Origin of the sequence: Acinetobacter dispersus, from assembly GCF_009884975.1 — a bacterium.
Lineage (GTDB): Bacteria > Pseudomonadota > Gammaproteobacteria > Pseudomonadales > Moraxellaceae > Acinetobacter > Acinetobacter dispersus.
The window spans coordinates 3,525,238-3,544,159 of sequence record NZ_CP041970.1; the positions used below are offsets into that span (position 1 = coordinate 3,525,238).

General features: G+C 43.3%; 30 protein-coding genes and 2 pseudogenes. 29 read left to right on the forward strand and 3 right to left on the reverse strand.

The window, feature by feature from the left end; translation table 11 throughout:
- Positions 1–52 precede the first annotated feature (52 nt).
- The 3 genes from hmpA to FPL17_RS16245 form a co-directional block, all read right to left on the reverse strand.
- A complete protein-coding gene (hmpA, locus tag FPL17_RS16235; RefSeq protein WP_159886198.1) occupies positions 53–1,264 on the reverse strand; it encodes an NO-inducible flavohemoprotein in 1,212 nt (403 codons plus the stop codon).
- A gap of 141 nt (positions 1,265–1,405) precedes the next feature.
- Entirely contained in the window at positions 1,406–2,956 is a 1,551-nt protein-coding gene (locus FPL17_RS16240) for a helicase HerA-like domain-containing protein (protein WP_004804110.1), read from the reverse strand.
- A 19-nt stretch (positions 2,957–2,975) separates the two neighbouring features.
- Positions 2,976–4,169 carry a PLP-dependent transferase gene (locus tag FPL17_RS16245; RefSeq protein WP_159886200.1) on the reverse strand — a complete coding sequence of 398 codons (1,194 nt, stop codon included), beginning with the start codon at positions 4,167–4,169 and terminating at the stop codon, positions 2,976–2,978.
- A 169-nt stretch (positions 4,170–4,338) separates the two neighbouring features.
- Between FPL17_RS16245 and FPL17_RS16250 the strand changes: the two genes are divergently transcribed.
- The 29 genes and pseudogenes from FPL17_RS16250 (at position 4,339) to rplQ (ending at position 18,846) form a co-directional block, all read left to right on the forward strand.
- On the forward strand, positions 4,339–5,067 hold the full coding sequence (locus FPL17_RS16250) for a type 1 glutamine amidotransferase (RefSeq protein ID WP_159886202.1): 729 nt from the start codon (positions 4,339–4,341) through the stop codon (positions 5,065–5,067).
- Positions 5,068–5,294: 227 nt separating this feature from the next.
- Entirely contained in the window at positions 5,295–5,606 is a 312-nt protein-coding gene (rpsJ, locus tag FPL17_RS16255; RefSeq protein WP_000070912.1) for a 30S ribosomal protein S10, read from the forward strand.
- A gap of 59 nt (positions 5,607–5,665) precedes the next feature.
- Positions 5,666–6,304, forward strand: a complete 639-nt coding sequence (rplC, locus tag FPL17_RS16260) for a 50S ribosomal protein L3 (RefSeq protein WP_004775888.1) — start codon at positions 5,666–5,668, stop codon at positions 6,302–6,304.
- A gap of 11 nt (positions 6,305–6,315) precedes the next feature.
- Positions 6,316–6,918 carry a 50S ribosomal protein L4 gene (rplD, locus tag FPL17_RS16265; protein ID WP_004804113.1) on the forward strand — a complete coding sequence of 201 codons (603 nt, stop codon included), beginning with the start codon at positions 6,316–6,318 and terminating at the stop codon, positions 6,916–6,918.
- Complete coding sequence (gene rplW / locus FPL17_RS16270) at positions 6,915–7,235, forward strand: 50S ribosomal protein L23 (protein WP_004641070.1); 321 nt, start codon at positions 6,915–6,917, stop codon at positions 7,233–7,235. The genes rplD and rplW overlap by 4 nt, the downstream gene beginning before the upstream one ends.
- An 11-nt stretch (positions 7,236–7,246) precedes the next feature.
- On the forward strand, positions 7,247–8,071 hold the full coding sequence (rplB, locus tag FPL17_RS16275; protein ID WP_004660349.1) for a 50S ribosomal protein L2: 825 nt from the start codon (positions 7,247–7,249) through the stop codon (positions 8,069–8,071).
- A 13-nt stretch (positions 8,072–8,084) separates the two neighbouring features.
- Positions 8,085–8,360, forward strand: coding sequence for a 30S ribosomal protein S19 (gene rpsS, locus FPL17_RS16280; protein ID WP_004775885.1), 276 nt, complete (start codon positions 8,085–8,087; stop codon positions 8,358–8,360).
- Between the two features lie 11 nt (positions 8,361–8,371).
- Entirely contained in the window at positions 8,372–8,701 is a 330-nt protein-coding gene (rplV, locus tag FPL17_RS16285) for a 50S ribosomal protein L22 (protein ID WP_005147130.1), read from the forward strand.
- Between the two features lies 1 nt (position 8,702).
- Positions 8,703–9,519, forward strand: a pseudogene (gene rpsC, locus FPL17_RS16290) (30S ribosomal protein S3).
- A complete protein-coding gene (gene rplP / locus FPL17_RS16295; protein WP_004657678.1) occupies positions 9,459–9,872 on the forward strand; it encodes a 50S ribosomal protein L16 in 414 nt (137 codons plus the stop codon). Before rpsC ends, rplP begins: the two are co-directional and overlap by 61 nt.
- Positions 9,872–10,069: a 50S ribosomal protein L29 gene (gene rpmC / locus FPL17_RS16300; protein WP_000849927.1), complete on the forward strand. Its 198-nt coding sequence runs from the start codon at positions 9,872–9,874 to the stop codon at positions 10,067–10,069. The genes rplP and rpmC overlap by 1 nt, the downstream gene beginning before the upstream one ends.
- Positions 10,066–10,323, forward strand: coding sequence for a 30S ribosomal protein S17 (rpsQ, locus tag FPL17_RS16305; RefSeq protein ID WP_004641057.1), 258 nt, complete (start codon positions 10,066–10,068; stop codon positions 10,321–10,323). Before rpmC ends, rpsQ begins: the two co-directional genes overlap by 4 nt.
- 92 nt (positions 10,324–10,415) lie before the next feature.
- Positions 10,416–10,784, forward strand: a complete 369-nt coding sequence (gene rplN / locus FPL17_RS16310) for a 50S ribosomal protein L14 (RefSeq protein WP_004657680.1) — start codon at positions 10,416–10,418, stop codon at positions 10,782–10,784.
- A gap of 9 nt (positions 10,785–10,793) precedes the next feature.
- Positions 10,794–11,111, forward strand: coding sequence for a 50S ribosomal protein L24 (gene rplX, locus FPL17_RS16315; protein ID WP_005147125.1), 318 nt, complete (start codon positions 10,794–10,796; stop codon positions 11,109–11,111).
- Between the two features lie 16 nt (positions 11,112–11,127).
- Entirely contained in the window at positions 11,128–11,664 is a 537-nt protein-coding gene (gene rplE / locus FPL17_RS16320) for a 50S ribosomal protein L5 (protein WP_004804116.1), read from the forward strand.
- 9 nt (positions 11,665–11,673) lie between these two features.
- Entirely contained in the window at positions 11,674–11,979 is a 306-nt protein-coding gene (gene rpsN, locus FPL17_RS16325; protein ID WP_005147122.1) for a 30S ribosomal protein S14, read from the forward strand.
- Positions 11,980–11,990: 11 nt separating this feature from the next.
- Positions 11,991–12,386 (forward strand): 30S ribosomal protein S8, encoded by a 396-nt coding sequence (rpsH, locus tag FPL17_RS16330; RefSeq protein WP_005147121.1) that lies wholly within the window; start codon positions 11,991–11,993, stop codon positions 12,384–12,386.
- A 13-nt stretch (positions 12,387–12,399) separates the two neighbouring features.
- Positions 12,400–12,933 (forward strand): 50S ribosomal protein L6, encoded by a 534-nt coding sequence (gene rplF / locus FPL17_RS16335; RefSeq protein ID WP_004657685.1) that lies wholly within the window; start codon positions 12,400–12,402, stop codon positions 12,931–12,933.
- Between the two features lie 14 nt (positions 12,934–12,947).
- Positions 12,948–13,298, forward strand: a complete 351-nt coding sequence (gene rplR, locus FPL17_RS16340; RefSeq protein WP_005147119.1) for a 50S ribosomal protein L18 — start codon at positions 12,948–12,950, stop codon at positions 13,296–13,298.
- A gap of 2 nt (positions 13,299–13,300) precedes the next feature.
- Positions 13,301–13,798, forward strand: a complete 498-nt coding sequence (gene rpsE / locus FPL17_RS16345; RefSeq protein WP_004657688.1) for a 30S ribosomal protein S5 — start codon at positions 13,301–13,303, stop codon at positions 13,796–13,798.
- A 6-nt stretch (positions 13,799–13,804) separates the two neighbouring features.
- Positions 13,805–13,981, forward strand: a complete 177-nt coding sequence (rpmD, locus tag FPL17_RS16350) for a 50S ribosomal protein L30 (protein ID WP_003653652.1) — start codon at positions 13,805–13,807, stop codon at positions 13,979–13,981.
- 3 nt (positions 13,982–13,984) lie between these two features.
- Positions 13,985–14,425: a 50S ribosomal protein L15 gene (rplO, locus tag FPL17_RS16355; RefSeq protein ID WP_005147117.1), complete on the forward strand. Its 441-nt coding sequence runs from the start codon at positions 13,985–13,987 to the stop codon at positions 14,423–14,425.
- Positions 14,426–14,470: 45 nt separating this feature from the next.
- A complete protein-coding gene (gene secY / locus FPL17_RS16360; RefSeq protein WP_171067178.1) occupies positions 14,471–15,790 on the forward strand; it encodes a preprotein translocase subunit SecY in 1,320 nt (439 codons plus the stop codon).
- 21 nt (positions 15,791–15,811) lie between these two features.
- A complete protein-coding gene (gene rpmJ / locus FPL17_RS16365) occupies positions 15,812–15,928 on the forward strand; it encodes a 50S ribosomal protein L36 (RefSeq protein ID WP_000867907.1) in 117 nt (38 codons plus the stop codon).
- A gap of 107 nt (positions 15,929–16,035) precedes the next feature.
- Positions 16,036–16,392 (forward strand): 30S ribosomal protein S13, encoded by a 357-nt coding sequence (gene rpsM, locus FPL17_RS16370; RefSeq protein ID WP_004657696.1) that lies wholly within the window; start codon positions 16,036–16,038, stop codon positions 16,390–16,392.
- A gap of 19 nt (positions 16,393–16,411) precedes the next feature.
- Entirely contained in the window at positions 16,412–16,798 is a 387-nt protein-coding gene (gene rpsK, locus FPL17_RS16375) for a 30S ribosomal protein S11 (RefSeq protein ID WP_004281491.1), read from the forward strand.
- 12 nt (positions 16,799–16,810) lie between these two features.
- Positions 16,811–17,437, forward strand: a complete 627-nt coding sequence (gene rpsD / locus FPL17_RS16380) for a 30S ribosomal protein S4 (RefSeq protein ID WP_004657698.1) — start codon at positions 16,811–16,813, stop codon at positions 17,435–17,437.
- Positions 17,438–17,455: 18 nt separating this feature from the next.
- Positions 17,456–18,462: pseudogene (locus FPL17_RS16385) on the forward strand (DNA-directed RNA polymerase subunit alpha).
- Positions 18,463–18,480: 18 nt separating this feature from the next.
- Positions 18,481–18,846, forward strand: a complete 366-nt coding sequence (gene rplQ, locus FPL17_RS16390) for a 50S ribosomal protein L17 (RefSeq protein ID WP_004641032.1) — start codon at positions 18,481–18,483, stop codon at positions 18,844–18,846.
- The last annotated feature ends 76 nt before the right edge of the window (positions 18,847–18,922 follow it).

The following is an 18,922-nucleotide window of genomic DNA, read 5'->3' on the forward strand; positions in this document are numbered from 1 at the left end:
ATAGAAAGGGCTAGTCTAACATAGACTAGCCCCATGCAAAATGTAGTGTGGCTTAGCTGAGTTTGACCCCGCCTGTACCAAAGGCTTCACTGTGAATGTTGGCGGCAGGGATACCACGAGCAACCAGTGCCTGATGTTGCGCTGCCATAAATGGCATTGGCCCACATAAATAATAATCGGCATTGGCGGGTAATAGTGCCGCATCGATGCTGCTTAAATCTAAACGTCCAGCAACATCGTAGTCTTCACCAAGGCTGTCATTTTCGTGTGGAAATTCATAAGCAGTGAACGTGCTCAAACGTGGAAACTTGCTTTTCAATTCATGAATATGCTTCTTCATGGCATGGACTTGGCTACTACGACATGCATGAATAAAGCTGACAGGCTGTGGCATATCTAAAGTCACCAATTGATTCAGCATGGCAATCATTGGAGTTAAGCCGACACCACCACTGATAAATACATTGCGTTTGTTACTGTCGATTAAATAGAAGTTTCCTGTCGGTGCAGACATCTCAATTTCTGAACCTTCAGCTAAACCATGTAATGTGCTTGATACCCAACCACCAGCAAGTTCGCCTTTTTCATCTTCACGTTTCACTGAGATACGTAGGTAATCTGCCTGTGGAATAGTTGAAAGTGTGTATTGGCGAGGTTGTCTTAAATTAAGCTCAGGTACGAACACACGAACTGAAATATATTGGCCTGCTTCATATTTTGGTAATTCCCCACCATCAACAGGCGCAAGGTAGAAAGAGGTAATTTCGTCACTTTCTACGACTTTCTTGGCGATTTTGAAATTACGCCAGCCTAACCAGCTGCCTTTGGTTTGTTGATGTTGGTCATAAATCGCTTTTTCTGTACTGATAAATAAATCAGCCAATTGACCATAAGCCGCAGCCCATGCACCAATTAATGGATCTTCCATTGAAATATTCAGTACTTCACTAATGGAATGAAGCAGGTTTTCACCCACGATGCCGTAATCTGGTGACTGAATATTTAAGCTGACATGTTTATGCGCAATCAGTTCAACCACAGGTAAAAGCACAGAAGGATCTTCAATGTTCTCCGCATAAGCTAAAACTGCCCCCGCAAGCGCCTGTGCCTGTGCACCACTGCGCTGATGTCCCATGTTAAAGGTTTCTTTTAATTCGGGATGATTACCTAACATGCGGTTATAAAAGTATCCAGTCAGCGCTACGCCGTTTTCACGAAGAACTGGAACTGTTGCTTTAACAAGGTCAATTTGCTGTGGAGTCATAGGAGATCTCTCTTGGCTATCATTTATAAGATGTATTTAAAATACATCTTATAAAGTGTATTTGCAATGCATATTTAAATAAAAGCCATAAAAAAATTAAGGGATAATAGATTATCCCTTAATTTACAAATGAATATGGATTTATTTTTTACCGAATAATGAACCGAGTAAGCCACGAACAATTTTTTGTCCAGTTGTCCCACCTAAACTACGCGCGGCACTCTTGGCAAAAGTACCGACGATATCTTGAGTGAGCTTCTCGCGATCACGCTGTGATTTTTCTGCGGCTTTTTGTTGCTCACGGGCAAAACGTTCTTGTTCTTTGGCTTGTTGCTTGGCCAAAGCATCTTGCTCTTTGCTTTGCTGTTTGGCTAACTCATCTGCCTCTTTTTCTTGGGATTGTTGCAATACTTTCTTTTGCAGCATTTCATAAGCACTGTCCCGGTCAATGGCTTGGTCGTAGACACCCGCCACAATACTTTGCCCAATAATCACTTGACGTTCTTCAGGCGTGATCGGGGTAAAGGAGGAGTAAGGAGGCATCACCCAACCGCGCTCCACAATTTGTGGTGTGCCTTGTTCATCTAGGCAACTAATCAAAGCCTCACCAACTGCAAGTTCGGTAATGGCTTGATCGACTTTAAACTCAGGATTGGCACGGAAAGTATCCGCTGCGGTTTTGACTGCCTTTTGGTCTTTGGGGGTAAATGCGCGTAAGGCATGTTGTACACGGTTACCCAGTTGCCCTAATACGCTTTCAGGCAGATCAAGTGGATTTTGGGTAATGAAATAAATCCCCACACCTTTAGAGCGGATCAAACGTACAACTTGTTCAATCTTTTGTTGCAAAGCAGGACTGGCATTATCAAATAGTAAATGCGCTTCATCGAAGAAGAATACCAATTTTGGCTTATCCATATCGCCGACTTCAGGCAACTGCTCAAATAGTTCAGACATCATCCAAAGCAGGAAAGTGGCATATAACTTCGGGGTGTTCATCAACTTATCTGCAGCCAAGATGTTGATATAGCCATGACCATTGGTATCAGTTTGAATGAAATCGAGAATATTCAGGCTTGGCTCACCAAAGAACTGTTCACCGCCTTGATCACCTAAAGCCAGTAGATTACGTTGAATTGCCCCTAGACTGGCAGGGGAAAGGTTGCCATATTCGGCTTTGAGGCTGGCAGCATTTTCACTGACATAAGTCAGCATGGCTTTCAGATCTTTAAAATCTATCAGTAAAAGACCTTGATCATCAGCAACACGAAACACCGCTGAAAGTACACCTTCTTGGGTGTCATTCAGATTCAGCATTTGTGCCAGTAATAAGGGACCAATCTCTGAAATGGTAGTCCGAATTGGATGGCCTTGCTGACCGAATAAATCCCAAAAGATTACTGGAGATGCTGCAAAAGGAATTGCATCTAGTTGTAAGCTTTTTAGACGCTCATCAAATTTAGGATTGCTGCTGCCTGCTTTAGCAAGACTAGATACATCACCTTTGGCATCGGCAAGGAATACCGGTACACCAATACGAGAAAAGCTTTCCGCCATCACCTTAAGGGTTACGGTTTTACCAGTTCCTGTCGCACCTGCAATCAAACCATGTCGGTTTGCAAATTTAGAATGTAAAACAATATCTTGTGTTGTATCAGTGGTTTTTTTTGCAATAACGATTGGTGTACTCATTCTTCACCTGTTTTTAATCTCAATCGAGCTGTTTTAATGCATTTTGAATATCTTGAATTAAATCTTCTGGATGTTCTAGTCCTATACAGAAGCGAACCAATAAACCTTGTTGTAAATGTGTATTTTCCAAAGTACGCATTTGTTTTAAGTCATACAGCATTGCCAGACTGACAGGACCGCCCCAACTAAATCCGAGTTTAAACAGCGTTAGGCTGTCGCAGAACTTTCGGATTGCGGCCAGATCATATTCTGGTTTGAAAAGAACACTAACCAGGCCTGCACTTTTGCCAGTGCTGCAAATTTCTGTCCAGAACTGATGGCCTGCTGCATCAGGATCGCTTGGATGCAGGACTTGGCTAAATTGTGGTTGTTGTTTTAACCAATTCAACAGGGTGAGTGCACTTTGTGCTTGCTGTTCATAGCGTAAAGACATATGCGCCAAGCTGCGTTGGATCTGTGCTGTATCATCGCCTGAAACTGAAATTCCTTGGATGGCATGCATACGATAGAGCTTGTGATGGAGTGCTTGGTCATTTGTGACTACAGAACCCATTAAGATATCGCCACCACCGCTTGGATATTTGGTCAGTGCATGAACTGTAATATCAACAGTGAGATGCTCATCAGAGAAATCAAAAGCATTGAAAGCCAGTCCTGCGCCCCATGTATTATCCAGTGCGGTGAGTACATTGGCCTGCTGTGCTTTTTTAACCAAGTTCTTTAAATCGGGAAATTCTAAAGTGACTGATCCCGCTGCTTCGAGCCAAATCAATTTTGCTTTTTCATTCGGCTGAAAACTATTGGCATCAATTGGATTATAAATTTTAACCGTAATGCCATAGCGATCTTGCAGATTATTTAAATGCTCAAGATTGGGGCCATAAATATTATCGGCGACCCAAACCTCATCACCTGATCCTAAAACCGTACTATTCACGAGATTAATCGCTGATAAACCGCTTGGTGCAAGCAAGCAATAACGTCCGCCTTCAATTTGGGCAATGTTGTCCGCTAATGTAAACGTCGTTGGGGTACCGTGTGTGCCATAACTATAGTCATAAGCATCGGTCCAATGGCGGTCAAAAAGGTGCGCCGTGCTTTTAAAAATAATGGTCGATGCACGAAATAAGGGAGGTTGTACGGTTTCAATGTATTGAGGGGCTTGGCGTGGTGCATGAATCAGATTGGTTTGTGCTTTATTGTGTGTTGTCATAGGGCATGAGCTAAATAAATATAATGACTTAGGTTAAGAGAAAATCAACCAAGCCGCTAGTGTTGCGCTGCTTTTGTACAGAATCGGTACGGATTAATACGATTGCTCAAAACTGGCTTTATTTTTGCTAAGACTAATTATCATTCTAACGATAAATAGGTTTTAGCGCATGAAGTCGCATTTAAGAGTGCATTATTTTCAGCACATTGCTGGCGAAGGTTTTGGCAGTTGCTATGACTTTTTGAAAGCACATAAAGCAAAAATTACCGCAACCGAGTTTTTTGCATTACCTGTCGATTTACCCTTGGAGTTAGAGGCCTTACCGCGCGTAGATGAAGTTGATCTACTGATTATCATGGGGGGAACCATGAGTGTGAATGATGAAGCAAATTATCCGTGGTTAAAGCTCGAGAAAAGATGGTTACGACGTTATTTGGCTGCGGGTAAACCTGCCATTGGGTTGTGCTTGGGCGGTCAGTTAATTGCCAATGCCTTGGGGGCCGCTGTGAGCCGTAATCCGTACCAAGAATTAGGCTGGATGGATGTGGGTCGTGCCTCGCATGTGCCTGAGGATTATTTTCAAATTCCAGAGCAATTGAATATTTTGCAATGGCATAGCGAAACTTTTGAAATTCCAAAGGGTGGGGTGCGTTTAGCAGAGAATAACGTCTGCCGAAATCAAATGTATCAGATTGGGCGTAATGTTCTTGGGTTTCAGTTTCATCCAGAAATGACACCACAGACCTTGGCACTGTTGATTGAGAATGAAGAGGATATGGCGGTTTTTAATGGTGAATATGTACAACCGATATCTGAATTAAAAAGAACCATCAAAAGTAAATTTGAACAGGGGAATCGTTTGCTGAATCAAGCAATCGATTATGTTGTGAGTGCATAGCAGGATTGATTGCTTAAAAAATGAAAAGAAGAATTGCATAAGACTTAAACAATCGTTATAATGAGCGACCCTCAAATGGAGGGCGTTTACTACGAAGAAAGTAGTTAACGCATTACAGTCGTGGCATCGATCATGACCTTAGTGATTTTCACTGCCCTTGACACTTACCAGAATGGTGAGGTGCGTCATGGGTGATTCTTTATATATTTGGCTTGGAGTTTACTGGTATGTCTAACCAGAGAATTCGTATCCGTTTGAAGTCTTTTGATCATCGTCTGATTGATCAATCTGCTCAAGAGATCGTAGAAACCGCTAAGCGTACTGGCGCACAAGTGTGTGGTCCAATTCCGATGCCTACTCGCATCGAACGCTTCAACGTTCTTACTTCACCACACGTCAACAAAGACGCTCGTGATCAGTACGAAATCCGCACTTATAAGCGTTTGATCGACATCGTTCAACCAACAGATAAAACTGTTGATGCATTGATGAAGTTAGATCTTGCTGCTGGTGTTGATGTTCAGATCGCTTTGGGTTAAGGCTTTCGGTTGATTAACTTTTCAAGTTAATTAGGCCGCTTTTTTAGAGGTTTATGCACATGGCTATTGGTTTAGTCGGTCGCAAATGTGGTATGACTCGCGTCTTTACAGATGCTGGTGTATCTGTACCTGTTACAGTTATCGAAGTCGATCCAAACCGCATTACGCAAATCAAAACACTTGAAACTGATGGTTATCAAGCAATTCAAGTAACTACTGGTGAACGTCGCGAATCGCGCGTAACTAACGCTCAGAAAGGTCACTTCGCGAAAGCGGGTGTTGCTGCTGGTCGTTTAGTTAAAGAGTTCCGTGTTACTGAAGCTGAGCTTGAAGGCCGTGAAGTGGGTGCTTCTATCGGTGTTGATCTGTTCACAGTTGGTCAAATTGTTGACGTAACTGGTCAGTCAAAAGGTAAAGGTTTCCAAGGTGGTGTTAAGCGTTGGAATTTCCGTACGCAAGATGCTACTCATGGTAACTCTGTATCTCACCGTGTATTAGGTTCTACAGGTCAAAACCAGACACCTGGTCGCGTGTTCAAAGGCAAGAAAATGGCTGGTCACTTAGGTGACGAACGCGTAACAGTTCAAGGTCTTGAAATTGTATCTATTGACGCTGAACGTTCTGTTTTAGTTGTTAAGGGTGCTATTCCTGGTTCAACTGGCGGTGACGTTGTTGTACGTCCTACCATCAAGGCCTGAGGGGAAATACTGTGAATTTAAAAACTGTTTCCGGCTCTGCTGTTGAATTGTCTGAAGTTGCTTTCGGACGTGAATTTAACGAAGCTCTTGTACACCAAGTTGTTACAGCTTACTTAGCTGGTGGTCGTCAAGGTACTCGTGCTCACAAATCACGTGCAGATGTTTCTGGCGGTGGTAAAAAGCCATTCCGTCAAAAAGGTACTGGTCGCGCTCGTGCGGGTTCTATTCGTAGCCCTATCTGGGTTGGTGGTGGTAAAACTTTTGCTGCTCGCCCACAAGATTGGTCTCAAAAAGTAAACCGTAAGATGTACCGCGGTGCAATGCAATGTATCTTAGCTGAACTTGTTCGCCAAGATCGTCTTGTATTAGTTGAAGAGTTTGCTGTTGCAGCTCCAAAAACTAAAGACTTGCTTGCAAAACTTACAGACTTGAATGCAACTCGCGCATTGATCATTACAGATGCTGTAGATGAGAACTTGTATCTCGCAGCTCGCAACCTTCCGCACGTTGATGTGGTTGATGCTACTGCTATTGATCCTGTTAGCTTGATCGCATTTGATAAAGTTGTAATGTCTGTAGCTGCTGCTAAGAAAATTGAGGTAGAACTCGGATGAACAACGAACGTATCTATCAAGTCCTATTAGGACCAGTATTCTCAGAAAAAGCACAAGTTTTAGGTGATACTGCTGGTGTTCAAGTGTTCAAAGTTGCATTAAATGCAAACAAACTTGAAATCAAGAAAGCAGTTGAGCAGCTCTTTGGTGTTGAAGTTGTAAAAATCAATACAACGATCACTAAAGGTAAAACAAAACGCTTTGGTAAAACATTAGGACGTCGTTCTGATGTGAAAAAAGCATACGTCACCCTGAAAGCTGGCCAAGATGTAGAAATGGCTGACTTGGGCGATACCGCTGAAAACGCAGCGGAATAAGGACGAGAATTATGCCAATTCAAAAATGTAAGCCAACGTCTCCAGGACGTCGCTTTGTAGAGAAAGTGGTTCATGACCATCTTCACAAAGGCGCGCCTTATGCACCGTTGGTAGAAGCTAAAAAACGTACTGGTGGTCGTAATAACAATGGTCACATCACTACACGTCACGTGGGTGGTGGTCATAAGCAAAACTACCGTATTGTTGACTTTAAACGTAACAAAGATGGTATTCCAGCGACTGTAGAGCGCATTGAATACGATCCTAACCGTACAGCTCATATTGCTTTATTGAAATATGCTGATGGTGAACGTCGTTACATCATTGCACCTAAAGGCCTACGTGCTGGTGATAAAGTACAATCTGGTAACGATGCTCCAATTCGTCCAGGTAACTGCTTGCCACTTCGCAACATGCCAATCGGTTCTACACTTCACAACCTTGAACTTAAAATCGGTAAAGGTGCTCAATTAGCACGTTCTGCTGGTACTTCAGTTCAGTTGTTGGGTCGTGATGGTTCTTACGCTATCGTTCGTTTACGTTCTGGTGAAATGCGTAAAGTCCACGTTGAATGTCGTGCTGTAATTGGTGAAGTTTCTAACCAAGAAAGCAATCTTCGTTCATTGGGTAAAGCTGGTGCTGCGCGCTGGCGTGGTATTCGTCCTACCGTTCGTGGTATGGCGATGAACCCAGTAGACCATCCACACGGTGGTGGTGAAGGACGTAGTAAAGGTATTCAACCTGTAAGTCCATGGGGTCAAAAAGCTAAAGGGTACAAGACACGTACCAATAAGCGTACGACTAAGATGATTATTCGCGACCGTCGCGTCAAGTAAGGGAATCTGAATAATGCCTCGTTCATTAAAAAAAGGTCCATTCGTCGACGCGCATTTGTTCGCTAAGGTTGAAGCTGCTGTAGCTGCTAACAACCGTAAGCCGATCAAAACTTGGTCACGTCGTTCAATGATCCTTCCAGACTTTGTTGGTTTAACAATTTCTGTTCACAATGGCCGTAACCACGTTCCAGTAATTGTTACTGAACACATGGTTGGTCATAAATTGGGTGAATTCGCGCCAACTCGTACCTATCGTGGTCACGGTGTTGATAAGAAGTCTAAACGTTAATAGGTGCTATGATGGAAGTAACTGCTAAATTACGCGGTGCCGCTATCTCGGCACAAAAAGCACGTTTAGTTGCTGATTTGATCCGTGGTAAGTCGATTGCGCGTGCGATAGATATTTTAAACTTCAGCAATAAGAAAGCAGCTGTGCTCGTTAAAAAAGCATTAGAATCTGCAATCGCAAATGCTGAACACAACAACAGCTTAGATGTTGATGACCTTAAAGTAACTACGATTTACGTTGATGAAGGCACTAGCCTTAAACGTATCATGCCACGTGCTAAAGGCCGTGCAGATCGTATTACTAAGCGTACTTGTCACATCACCGTTAAGGTAGGGGTTTGATATGGGTCAGAAGGTTCATCCAATCGGTATCCGCCTAGGTGTTGTGAAACGTCATAACGCTAACTGGTATGCGAGTCCGAAACAATACGCTGAATACTTGCTTAAAGATCTTCAAGTTCGTGAGTTTTTAATTAAAAAACTTAAGAGCGCGATGATCAGCAATATTCTTATCGAACGTCCTACAGGCGCTGCTAAAGTAACTATTAGCACTGCTCGTCCTGGTATCGTTATCGGTAAGAAAGGCGAAGACATCGAGAAATTACAGCGCGAACTCACCACTATTATGGGTGTTCCAGCTCAAGTTAGCATCAATGAAATTGATCGCCCTGACTTGGACGCACGTCTAGTTGCTGAAGCAATTGCTTCTCAATTGGAAAAGCGTGTTATGTTCCGTCGTGCTATGAAGCGTGCGGTTCAAAACACGATGCGTGCTGGCGCTAAAGGTATCAAAGTTGAAGTTTCTGGCCGTTTAGGTGGTGCAGAGATTGCTCGTACTGAATGGTATCGTGAAGGTCGTGTACCTTTGCATACACTTCGTGCTGACATCGACTATGCTACTATGCGTGCAGAAACAACATACGGTACGATTGGTGTTAAAGTTTGGATTTTCCGTGGTGAGATCTTAGGTGGCATGAAACAAGTCATGAACCCTGCTCCTGCTGAAGAACGTCCAGCTAAACGCGGTCGTGGTCGTGGTGAAGGTCAAGAGCGTCGTGGTCGTCGCGGTGACCGTGCTGCTGACAAGGGAGAATAATCCATGTTGCAACCTAAACGTACCAAATTCCGTAAAGTGCACAAAGGCCGTAACACTGGTCTAGCGCATCGTGGTAGTACAGTATCATTTGGTTCGATTGCAATTAAAGCAACTGAACGTGGTCGTATGACTGCGCGTCAGATTGAAGCTGCACGTCGTACCATTAGCCGTCGTATCAAACGTGGTGGTAAAATCTTCATCCGCGTATTCCCAGACAAACCAATTACCGAAAAACCATTAGAAGTACGTATGGGTAAAGGTAAGGGTAGCGTGGAATACTGGGTGTGTCAGATCCAGCCAGGTAAGATCCTGTACGAAATTGAAGGTGTTAGCGATGAGTTGGCGCGCGAAGCTTTTGCTTTAGCTGCTGCTAAACTTCCGTTTAAAACCACTATCGTGACTCGGACGGTGATGTAATGAAAACTAAAGATCTACGTGAAAAGTCGGTAGAAGAGTTGAAAGCTTTGCTTGATGAGCAACAGCTTAACCAATTCCGTCTTCGTATGGCGAAAGCAACTGGTCAATTAGGCAAATCGCATGAAGTGCAAATTGCTCGTAAGACAATTGCTCGTATTAAGACACTCCTTACCGAAAAACAGGGGAACGGACAATGAGTGAAAAAACAGTCCGCACGTTAACCGGCAAAGTTGTAAGCGACAAAATGGACAAGTCTATTGTTGTGCTTATTGAACGCCGCGTTCAACACCCGTTGTATGGCAAATCAATCCGCCGTTCAACTAAATTACACGCTCATGATGAGAACAATGTTGCTAAAACTGGCGACTTAGTGACCATCAAAGAAAGCCGCCCAATTTCTAAAACTAAAGCTTGGACTTTAGTGGAAGTAGTTGAAGCTGCTGCTGAGTAATTAGACGTTCTTGTTGCATCATCGGACAATTTCGAGTACTCTTTGAGCCTTTCGAAATTGTGACCGGTGATGCTCGGTTTTGGAGTAGGGCAATGATTCAAACCGAAAGTATGCTCGACGTAGCAGACAACAGTGGTGCACGCCGCGTACAATGTATTAAAGTACTTGGTGGTTCACACCGTCGTTATGCTTCAGTTGGCGATATTATTAAAGTTACTGTAAAAGAAGCAATTCCACGCGCACGTGTTAAAAAAGGTGACGTGATGAATGCTGTAGTTGTTCGTACAAAATTCGGCATCCGTCGTCCAGACGGTTCAGTTATTCGTTTCGACGATAACGCTGCTGTTATTTTGAACAACAATAAAGCTCCGATTGCGACTCGTATCTTCGGACCAGTGACTCGTGAACTTCGTACTGAACAGTTCATGAAAATCATTTCATTGGCTCCTGAAGTTCTATAAGAGGCAATCATGGCTAAGATTAAAAAAGGCGATCAAGTAATTGTGATCGCAGGTAAAGAAAAAGGCAAACAAGGTGTTGTTTTGTCTGTTTCTGAAGAACGAGTTAAGGTCGAAGGTCTTAACTTGGTGAAGAAGCACCAAAAGCCAAACCGTGTAACTGGCGCTGAAGGCGGTATCGTTACTCAAGAGGCTACGCTTCATATCTCAAACGTGGCAATTTTTAATGCTACAACCCAAAAGGCTGACCGTATTGGTTACCAAGTGATTGATGGCGCGAAAACTCGTGTTTATAAATCAAATGGTGAATCAGTGGCGGTAGCGAAGTAATAGGTTGAAAAAGGCAATGGCCAGACTTAAAGCACGTTACAACGACGAACTTAAAGCGAAGTTACAAGAAGAACTTAGCGTTAAGAACGTGATGGATATTCCTCGCATCACAAAAATCACTCTGAACATGGGTGTAGGCGCAGCTGCAACTGATAAGAAATTATTAGATGGCGCTGTTGCTGATATGCAACTCATTGCTGGTCAAAAGCCAGTTGTGACTCTTGCTCGTAAATCAATCGCTGGTTTTAAAATCCGTGATGGTTGGCCGATCGGTTGTAAAGTTACTTTACGCGGCGACCAAATGTACGAATTCTTGGATCGTTTGATCTCAATCGCAATCCCTCGTATCCGTGACTTCCGTGGTTTCTCTTCGAAATCATTTGATGGTCGTGGTAACTACTCTATGGGTTTAAAAGAGCAAATCGTTTTCCCTGAAATCGATTTTGACAAGATTGATCGTATCCGTGGTTTAGACATCACGATTACGACCACTGCTCGTAGCGATGACGAAGGCCGTGCGCTTATGCGTGCATTCGGCTTCCCGTTCAAATAAGAGGTCGATATGGCTAAGAAAGGTATGATTAATCGCGAATTGAAACGCGAAAAGACAGTTGCTAAATACGCTGCAAAACGTGCTGAATTAAAAGCAACAATTGCAAACGTAAATGCAAGTGACGAAGAACGTTTCGCCGCGACATTAAAGTTACAGGCATTGCCACGTAACGCATCTCCAGTACGTCTTCGTAACCGTTGTGGTTTAACTGGTCGTCCTCATGGTTACTTCCGTAAGTTCGGTTTAAGCCGTAACAAATTACGTGACACAGTAATGCAGGGTGATGTACCAGGCGTTGTTAAGGCAAGCTGGTAAGGAGCGACTAAATGAGTATGCAAGATACCGTTGCCGACATGTTAACACGTGTTCGTAACGCACAAATGGCTAAGAAACAAACTGTTTCTATGCCTTCTTCTAAGTTGAAAGTTGCAATTGCAAACGTTCTTCAACAAGAAGGTTATGTTTCAAATGTAGAAGTTGCTTCTGAAGAGACAAAATCTACTTTGACCATTACATTAAAATATTTCGAAGGCAAGCCTGTTATCGAAACCGTTAAGCGTGTAAGCCGTCCAGGTTTACGCCAATATCGCGGTAAAGATAAAATTCCTAGCGTTAAGCAAGGTTTGGGTATTGCAATTGTTTCTACAAGCAAAGGCATCATGACTGATCGCGCTGCACGTGCTGCGGGCGTTGGTGGTGAAGTTATTGCTTTTGTTTCTTAATAGGTGATTCCTCATGTCTCGTGTGGCTAAAGCCCCAGTAACTGTACCGAATGGTGTAACAGTTACTCAGAACGGCCGGCAGGTCGAAGTGAAAGGCAGCAAAGGTACATTGTCTTTCAACCTGCATGCGCTGGTCGAGCTAAAACAGGAAGAAGGTAAACTTCAACTTGCTCCAGCTAAAGAGTCGAAAGACGCTTGGATGCAAGCTGGTACTGCTCGCGCTGTATTGAACAACCTTGTAAAAGGTGTTAGCGAAGGCTTCGAACGTAAGTTACAGCTTGTTGGTGTTGGTTATAAAGCTGCGGTTAAGGGTACTTCTGTAAACCTTAACCTTGGTTACTCACACCCGATTGACTACGCTTTACCTGAAGGTGTAACAGCGGAAACTCCAACTGCTACTGAAATCATTTTGAAATCAGCAAACAAGCAGTTGTTAGGTCAAGTGGCAGCGGAAATCCGTGCATACCGTGCTCCTGAACCATATAAAGGTAAAGGTGTTCGTTATTCGGATGAAGTTATTCTTCGTAAAGAAGCTAAGAAGAAATAAGGCGCGAGGTTCTTATGAACGAAAAGAAACAAACCCGTTTGCGTCGTGCGAAAAGCACACGCTTGCACATTCGTGCATTGGGTGCGACTCGTTTGTGTGTAAACCGCACTCCGCGTCACATCTATGCGCAAGTTATTTCAGCAGATGGTGGCAAAGTTTTAGCGCAAGCTTCAACTTTAGATGCATCTTTGCGTAGTGGCTCTACAGGTAATGTAGACGCAGCTACGAAAGTTGGTGCTTTGATCGCAGAACGTGCTAAGGCAGCTGGTGTTACTAAAGTTGCATTTGACCGTTCTGGTTTTAAATATCATGGTCGTATCAAAGCCTTGGCTGATGCTGCTCGTGAAGGCGGCTTGGAGTTCTAATCATGGCGAAAGTTGAACAAAACGAAGGTCTCGTTGAAAAGCTGGTTGCCGTTGATCGTGTAGCCAAGGTTGTTAAAGGTGGTCGTATCTTCTCTTTCACAGCATTAACTGTTGTGGGTGATGGTAACGGTCGTGTAGGTTTTGGTCGTGGTAAAGCACGTGAAGTTCCAGCTGCTATTTCTAAAGCACTTGAAGCTGCTCGTCGTAACATGATCACTGTAGACCTCGCGGGTACTACTTTACAACACCCTGTGAATGCTCGTCATGGCGCAAGCCGTGTATACATGCAACCTGCTTCAGAAGGTACTGGCGTAATTGCTGGTGGCGCTATGCGTGCTGTTCTTGAAGCTGCAGGTGTACATAACGTACTTGCTAAATGTTATGGTTCTACAAATGCTGCTAACGTAGTAAACGCAACTTTCAAAGGTTTGCGTGATATGACTTCTCCTGAGAAAGTCGCTGCGAAACGTGGTCTTTCAGTAGAACAAATTCAAGGGTAATCAATCATGAAAACGATTAAAGTTACCCAGACTAAATCTTCTTCGCATCGTTTAAAAAATCATAAACTTTGCCTTCAAGGTTTAGGTCTGCGTCGTATTGGTCATACTGTAGAAGTGCAAGATACGCCTTCTAACCGTGGTATGGTCAACAAAGTTTACTATATGGTTAGTGTAGAGGAATAAGCCATGACTCTGCGTTTGAATGAACTTGCGCCTGCAGAAGGTGCAAAACGTGAAAATCGTCGTTTAGGCCGTGGTATCGGTTCTGGCGTTGGTAAGACTGGTGGCCGTGGTGTCAAAGGTCAAAACTCACGTAAAAGTGGTGGTACTCGTCCAGGCTTTGAAGGCGGTCAAACTGCGTTATATCGTCGTTTGCCTAAATTCGGCTTCACTAGTCAAATCGCTTTGAAAACTGCTGAAGTACGTTTGTCTGAGTTGAATAAAGTTGAAGGTGATGTTGTTAGCCTAGAAACTTTGAAAGCTGCGAATGTTGTTCGTCGTGACCAAATTCGTGCTCGCATCGTTCTTTCTGGTGAAATCACTCGCGCATTCACTATTCAAGGTGTTGTGTTGACTAAAGGCGCTAAAGCTGCTGTTGAAGCTGCTGGCGGTAAAGTCGAGGAGTAATCTCGAGTGTCTATGACTCCTAGTTCTTCAGGTCATGTAAACATGATGAAAGGCCAACCATTTCATGTGAAATACCGTGAAATTATTCGTCGATTAATGTTTTTGATTGGCGCGTTGTTGGTCTTTCGACTAGGAGCGCATATTCCGTTGCCGGGGATTGATAATGTAGCGCTAGCACAGTTTTTTAAAGCTAATGAAGGTACCTTCTTAGGTTTATTTAACATGTTCTCTGGCGGTGCATTAGAACGCATGTCGATTCTAGCATTAGGAATTATGCCGTACATTTCTGCATCGATTATCGTGCAGTTAATGTCTACTGTAATTCCTTCGCTAGAAGCTTTGAAAAAAGAAGGCGAGCAAGGCAAACGTAAGATCAATCAATATACGCGTTATGGCACCTTATTTCTTGCACTTGTGCAGGGTATAGGGATGTGTGCTGGCTTGATCAGTCAAGGTATTACCTTAACTTCAGGCCTAGCATTTTATGTTCCAGCATTAACTTCGTTAGTTGCAGGAACAATGTTCTTGATGTGGTTGGGCGAGCAAATTACCGAACGTGGTGTTGGTAATGGTATTTCGATGATCATTTTTGCGGGTATTGTGGCAGGTTTGCCAAATCTCGTGATTCAGTCGTTAACGTCTGTACAAAATGGTCAGGGTAGTTTAATCGGATTGGTTGTTTTCGGTTTATTATCGTTAGCAGTCTTAGCAGCGATTGTGTTTATTGAAAAAGCACAACGTCGTATTCCTGTAAACTACGCACAAAAACAGCAAGGGCGTCGTGTGTTTACTGCACAGCAAACACATTTGCCGTTAAAAATTAACATGGCAGGTGTAATTCCAGCGATTTTTGCTAGCTCATTGTTATTATTTCCAGCGAGCTTGGGACAATGGTTAGGAAGTGCTGATCCAAATGCAGGGATTGTGAAGCGTAGCCTACAAGATCTGGCATTGGTGTTATCGCCTGGACAGCCGTTGTATTTAATGCTCTTCGGTGCGTTAATTATTTTCTTCTGTTATTTCTATACCGCGCTAGTTTTTAGCCCGAAAGAAGTATCAGAGAATTTAAAACGTAGCGGAGCATATGTACCTGGCATCCGACCAGGTGAGCAAACGGCTCGTTATTTAGATCATATTCTTAACCGTTTGACCTTCATTGGTGCAATCTACATTACTGTAGTGTGTTTAATGCCTATGGTTCTACAAAGTTCGTTCGGTATTCCATTCCATTTGGGTGGGACATCGTTACTGATTGTAGTAGTAGTCGTAATGGACTTTATGGCGCAACTCCAAGCGCACCTTACGTCGCATCAGTATGATAATCAAACGTTAATGAGAAAAACGACTGCTCATCCTAAGGGATAAGCGCACTTAGAAGGTTTCATCATGAAAGTACAAGCTTCTGTAAAGAAAATTTGTGGTAGCTGTAAAGTTATCCGTCGTAATGGGGTTATTCGCGTAATTTGTAGCGCAGAACCTCGTCATAAGCAGCGTCAAGGTTAATTTAATTAAGACCTGTTGATTTCAGTAGGCTAATTAGGTTATTATCCGCCCCTCAAGATTTTTGTGGGGCGGTTGATTATCTTGACTGCCTTTTTGGAGAAAATTGAATGGCTCGTATTGCCGGTGTAAACATTCCGGATAACAAGCATGCTGTTATCTCTCTCACGTATATTTTTGGTGTAGGTCGCCACACTGCTAAGAACATCTTAGCTGCTGTAGGTATCACTGAAACTACAAAGATCCGTGAATTAGATGATGCTCAGCTTGATGCGATTCGTGCAGAAGTTGCTAAGGTTCCGACCGAAGGTGATTTACGTCGCGAAATTTCCATGAACATTAAACGTTTAATGGATTTAGGCTGCTACCGCGGTCTTCGTCATCGTCGCAGCTTGCCTGTCCGTGGACAACGCACCAAAACTAACGCACGTACCCGTAAAGGTCCGCGCAAACCGATTAAGAAATAAGATTTCTGGAAGCTAAAAGATGGCTAAAGATACTCGCGCACGCAAGAAGGTCACTCGTACCGTCTCTGAAGGTGTCGCACACATTCACGCTTCTTTTAATAACACCATTGTTACGATTACCGATCGTCAAGGTAATGCATTGGCTTGGGCTACCTCAGGTGGACAAGGCTTCCGTGGATCACGTAAATCAACACCGTTTGCTGCTCAGGTAGCTGCTGAAGTTGCTGGTAAAGCTGCTTTAGATTACGGTTTGAAAAACTTGGACGTCCTTGTAAAAGGTCCTGGTCCTGGTCGTGAATCTGCGGTTCGTGCATTAGGTGCAGTGGGTTATAAAATTAACAGCATTACCGATGTGACTCCAATTCCGCACAACGGTTGCCGTCCACCTAAAAAACGTCGCGTGTAAGGAGAAACATTCATGGCTCGTTATATTGGTCCAAAATGCAAACTCTCTCGCCGCGAAGGGACAGACCTGCAATTAAAATCTGGCGTTAAACCGTTTGACGTTAAGACTAAAAAACATGCTAAAGCTCCTGGCCAACATGGCGGAGCTCGTGGTAGCAAACAATCTGAGTACTCACTACAATTACGTGAAAAACAAAAAGTACGTCGTATGTACGGTGTGTTAGAGCGTCAATTTAGTAACTACTACAAAGAAGCTGCTCGTGTAAAAGGCGCAACTGGTGAAAACTTGTTGAAATTGCTTGAAAGCCGTCTTGATAACGTTGTTTATCGCATGGGTTTTGGTTCTACACGTGCAGAAGCTCGTCAGTTAGTATCTCACCGTAGCATCACTTTGAACGGTCGTCGTGTTAACATTGCATCTATCCAAGTTAAAGCTGGTGATGTAATTGCAGTACACGAAGGCGCTAAACAACAATTACGTATTAAAAACGCAATTGAATTAGCTGCTCAACGTGGTATCCCTGCTTGGATGGAAATTGACCATTCTAAGTTAGAAGGTACGTTTAAAGCTGCACCAGATCGTTCTGATTTACCTGCTGAAATCAACGAAAGCTTGATTGTAGAATTGTATTCTAAATAATCCTTGAGGTAGCAATAAATGACGCGTACTGCAAACGAGTTTCTAACTCCGCAAGCGATCAAGGTCGAAGCGGTGAGCGGGACCTCGGCAAAAGTGATTCTGGAACCTTTAGAGCGTGGCTTTGGTCATACTCTAGGTAATGCTTTACGTCGCATTCTATTGTCTTCTTTACCTGGCGCTGCTGTGGTTGAAGTAGAAATAGAAGGTGTCGAGCACGAGTACAGTACTTTAGAAGGCTTGCAGCAGGACATCGTCGAGCTCTTGCTGAACCTAAAAGGATTGTCTATTAAGCTGTTCGATCAAAACGAAGCATATTTGACATTAGAGAAACAAGGGGCGGGTGACGTAACTGCAGCTGACCTTCGTTTACCTCATAATGTTGAAGTGGTTAACCCTGATCATTTAATCGGTACTTTGAGTTCTACAGGTTCATTGAAAATGCGCCTTAAAGTTTCTCAAGGTCGTGGTTATGAAACATCTGACTCACGTTTCCCTGAAGGTGAAACACGTCCTGTAGGTCGTTTACAGTTAGATGCTTCTTATAGCCCAATTAAGCGTGTTTCATACACAGTAGAAAATGCTCGTGTTGAACAACGTACCGATCTTGATAAGTTAGTGATTGATCTTGAGACTAACGGAACTGTTGATCCAGAAGAAGCAATCCGCAAAGCGGCAACAATCTTGCAACAACAAATTGCAATTTTGTTGATCTTCAGAAAGATCAAACTCCTGTTGCTCAAGAGCCTCGCGAAGAAGTTGACCCAATCTTGCTTCGTCCAGTAGATGATCTCGAGCTAACTGTTCGTTCTGCTAACTGTTTGAAGGCAGAAAATATTTACTACATTGGTGATCTTGTTCAACGTACTGAAGTTGAGTTATTAAAAACTCCTAACTTAGGTAAAAAATCGTTAACAGAGATCAAAGATGTTTTGGCTTCGAAAGGTTTGCAACTCGGCATGCGTTTAGAGAACTGGCCACCAGCTAGTCTCCGTATGGATGACCGTTTTGCCTATCGTAGCCGTTAATTAAGTAGGACTATCACCATGCGTCATCGTAATAGTGGTGTGAAATTAGGCCGTACCAGCAGCCACCGTAAGGCGTTGTTCCAAAATTTAACAAATGCTTTAGTTGAGCACGAGTTAATTAAAACAACTTTACCTAAAGCGAAAGAACTTCGCCGCGTTGCTGAGCCTTTAATCACTTTGGCAAAAAACGATACAGTAGCAAACCGTCGTTTAGCGTTTGCTCGTACTCGTTCTGCAGCAACTGTTGGTAAATTATTTACCGTTCTTGGCCCTCGTTACAAAGAACGTAACGGCGGTTATCTTCGTGTTCTTAAAGCGGGCTTCCGTGCAGGTGATGCTGCACCGATGGCTTACGTTGAACTCGTTGACCGTGAAGTAAAATAATACTTCTACGTGTAGAACAGTCAGTTGTTCCAAAAAAGGCCGGTGTAATAACCGGCCTTTTTTATTTATCTTTTTT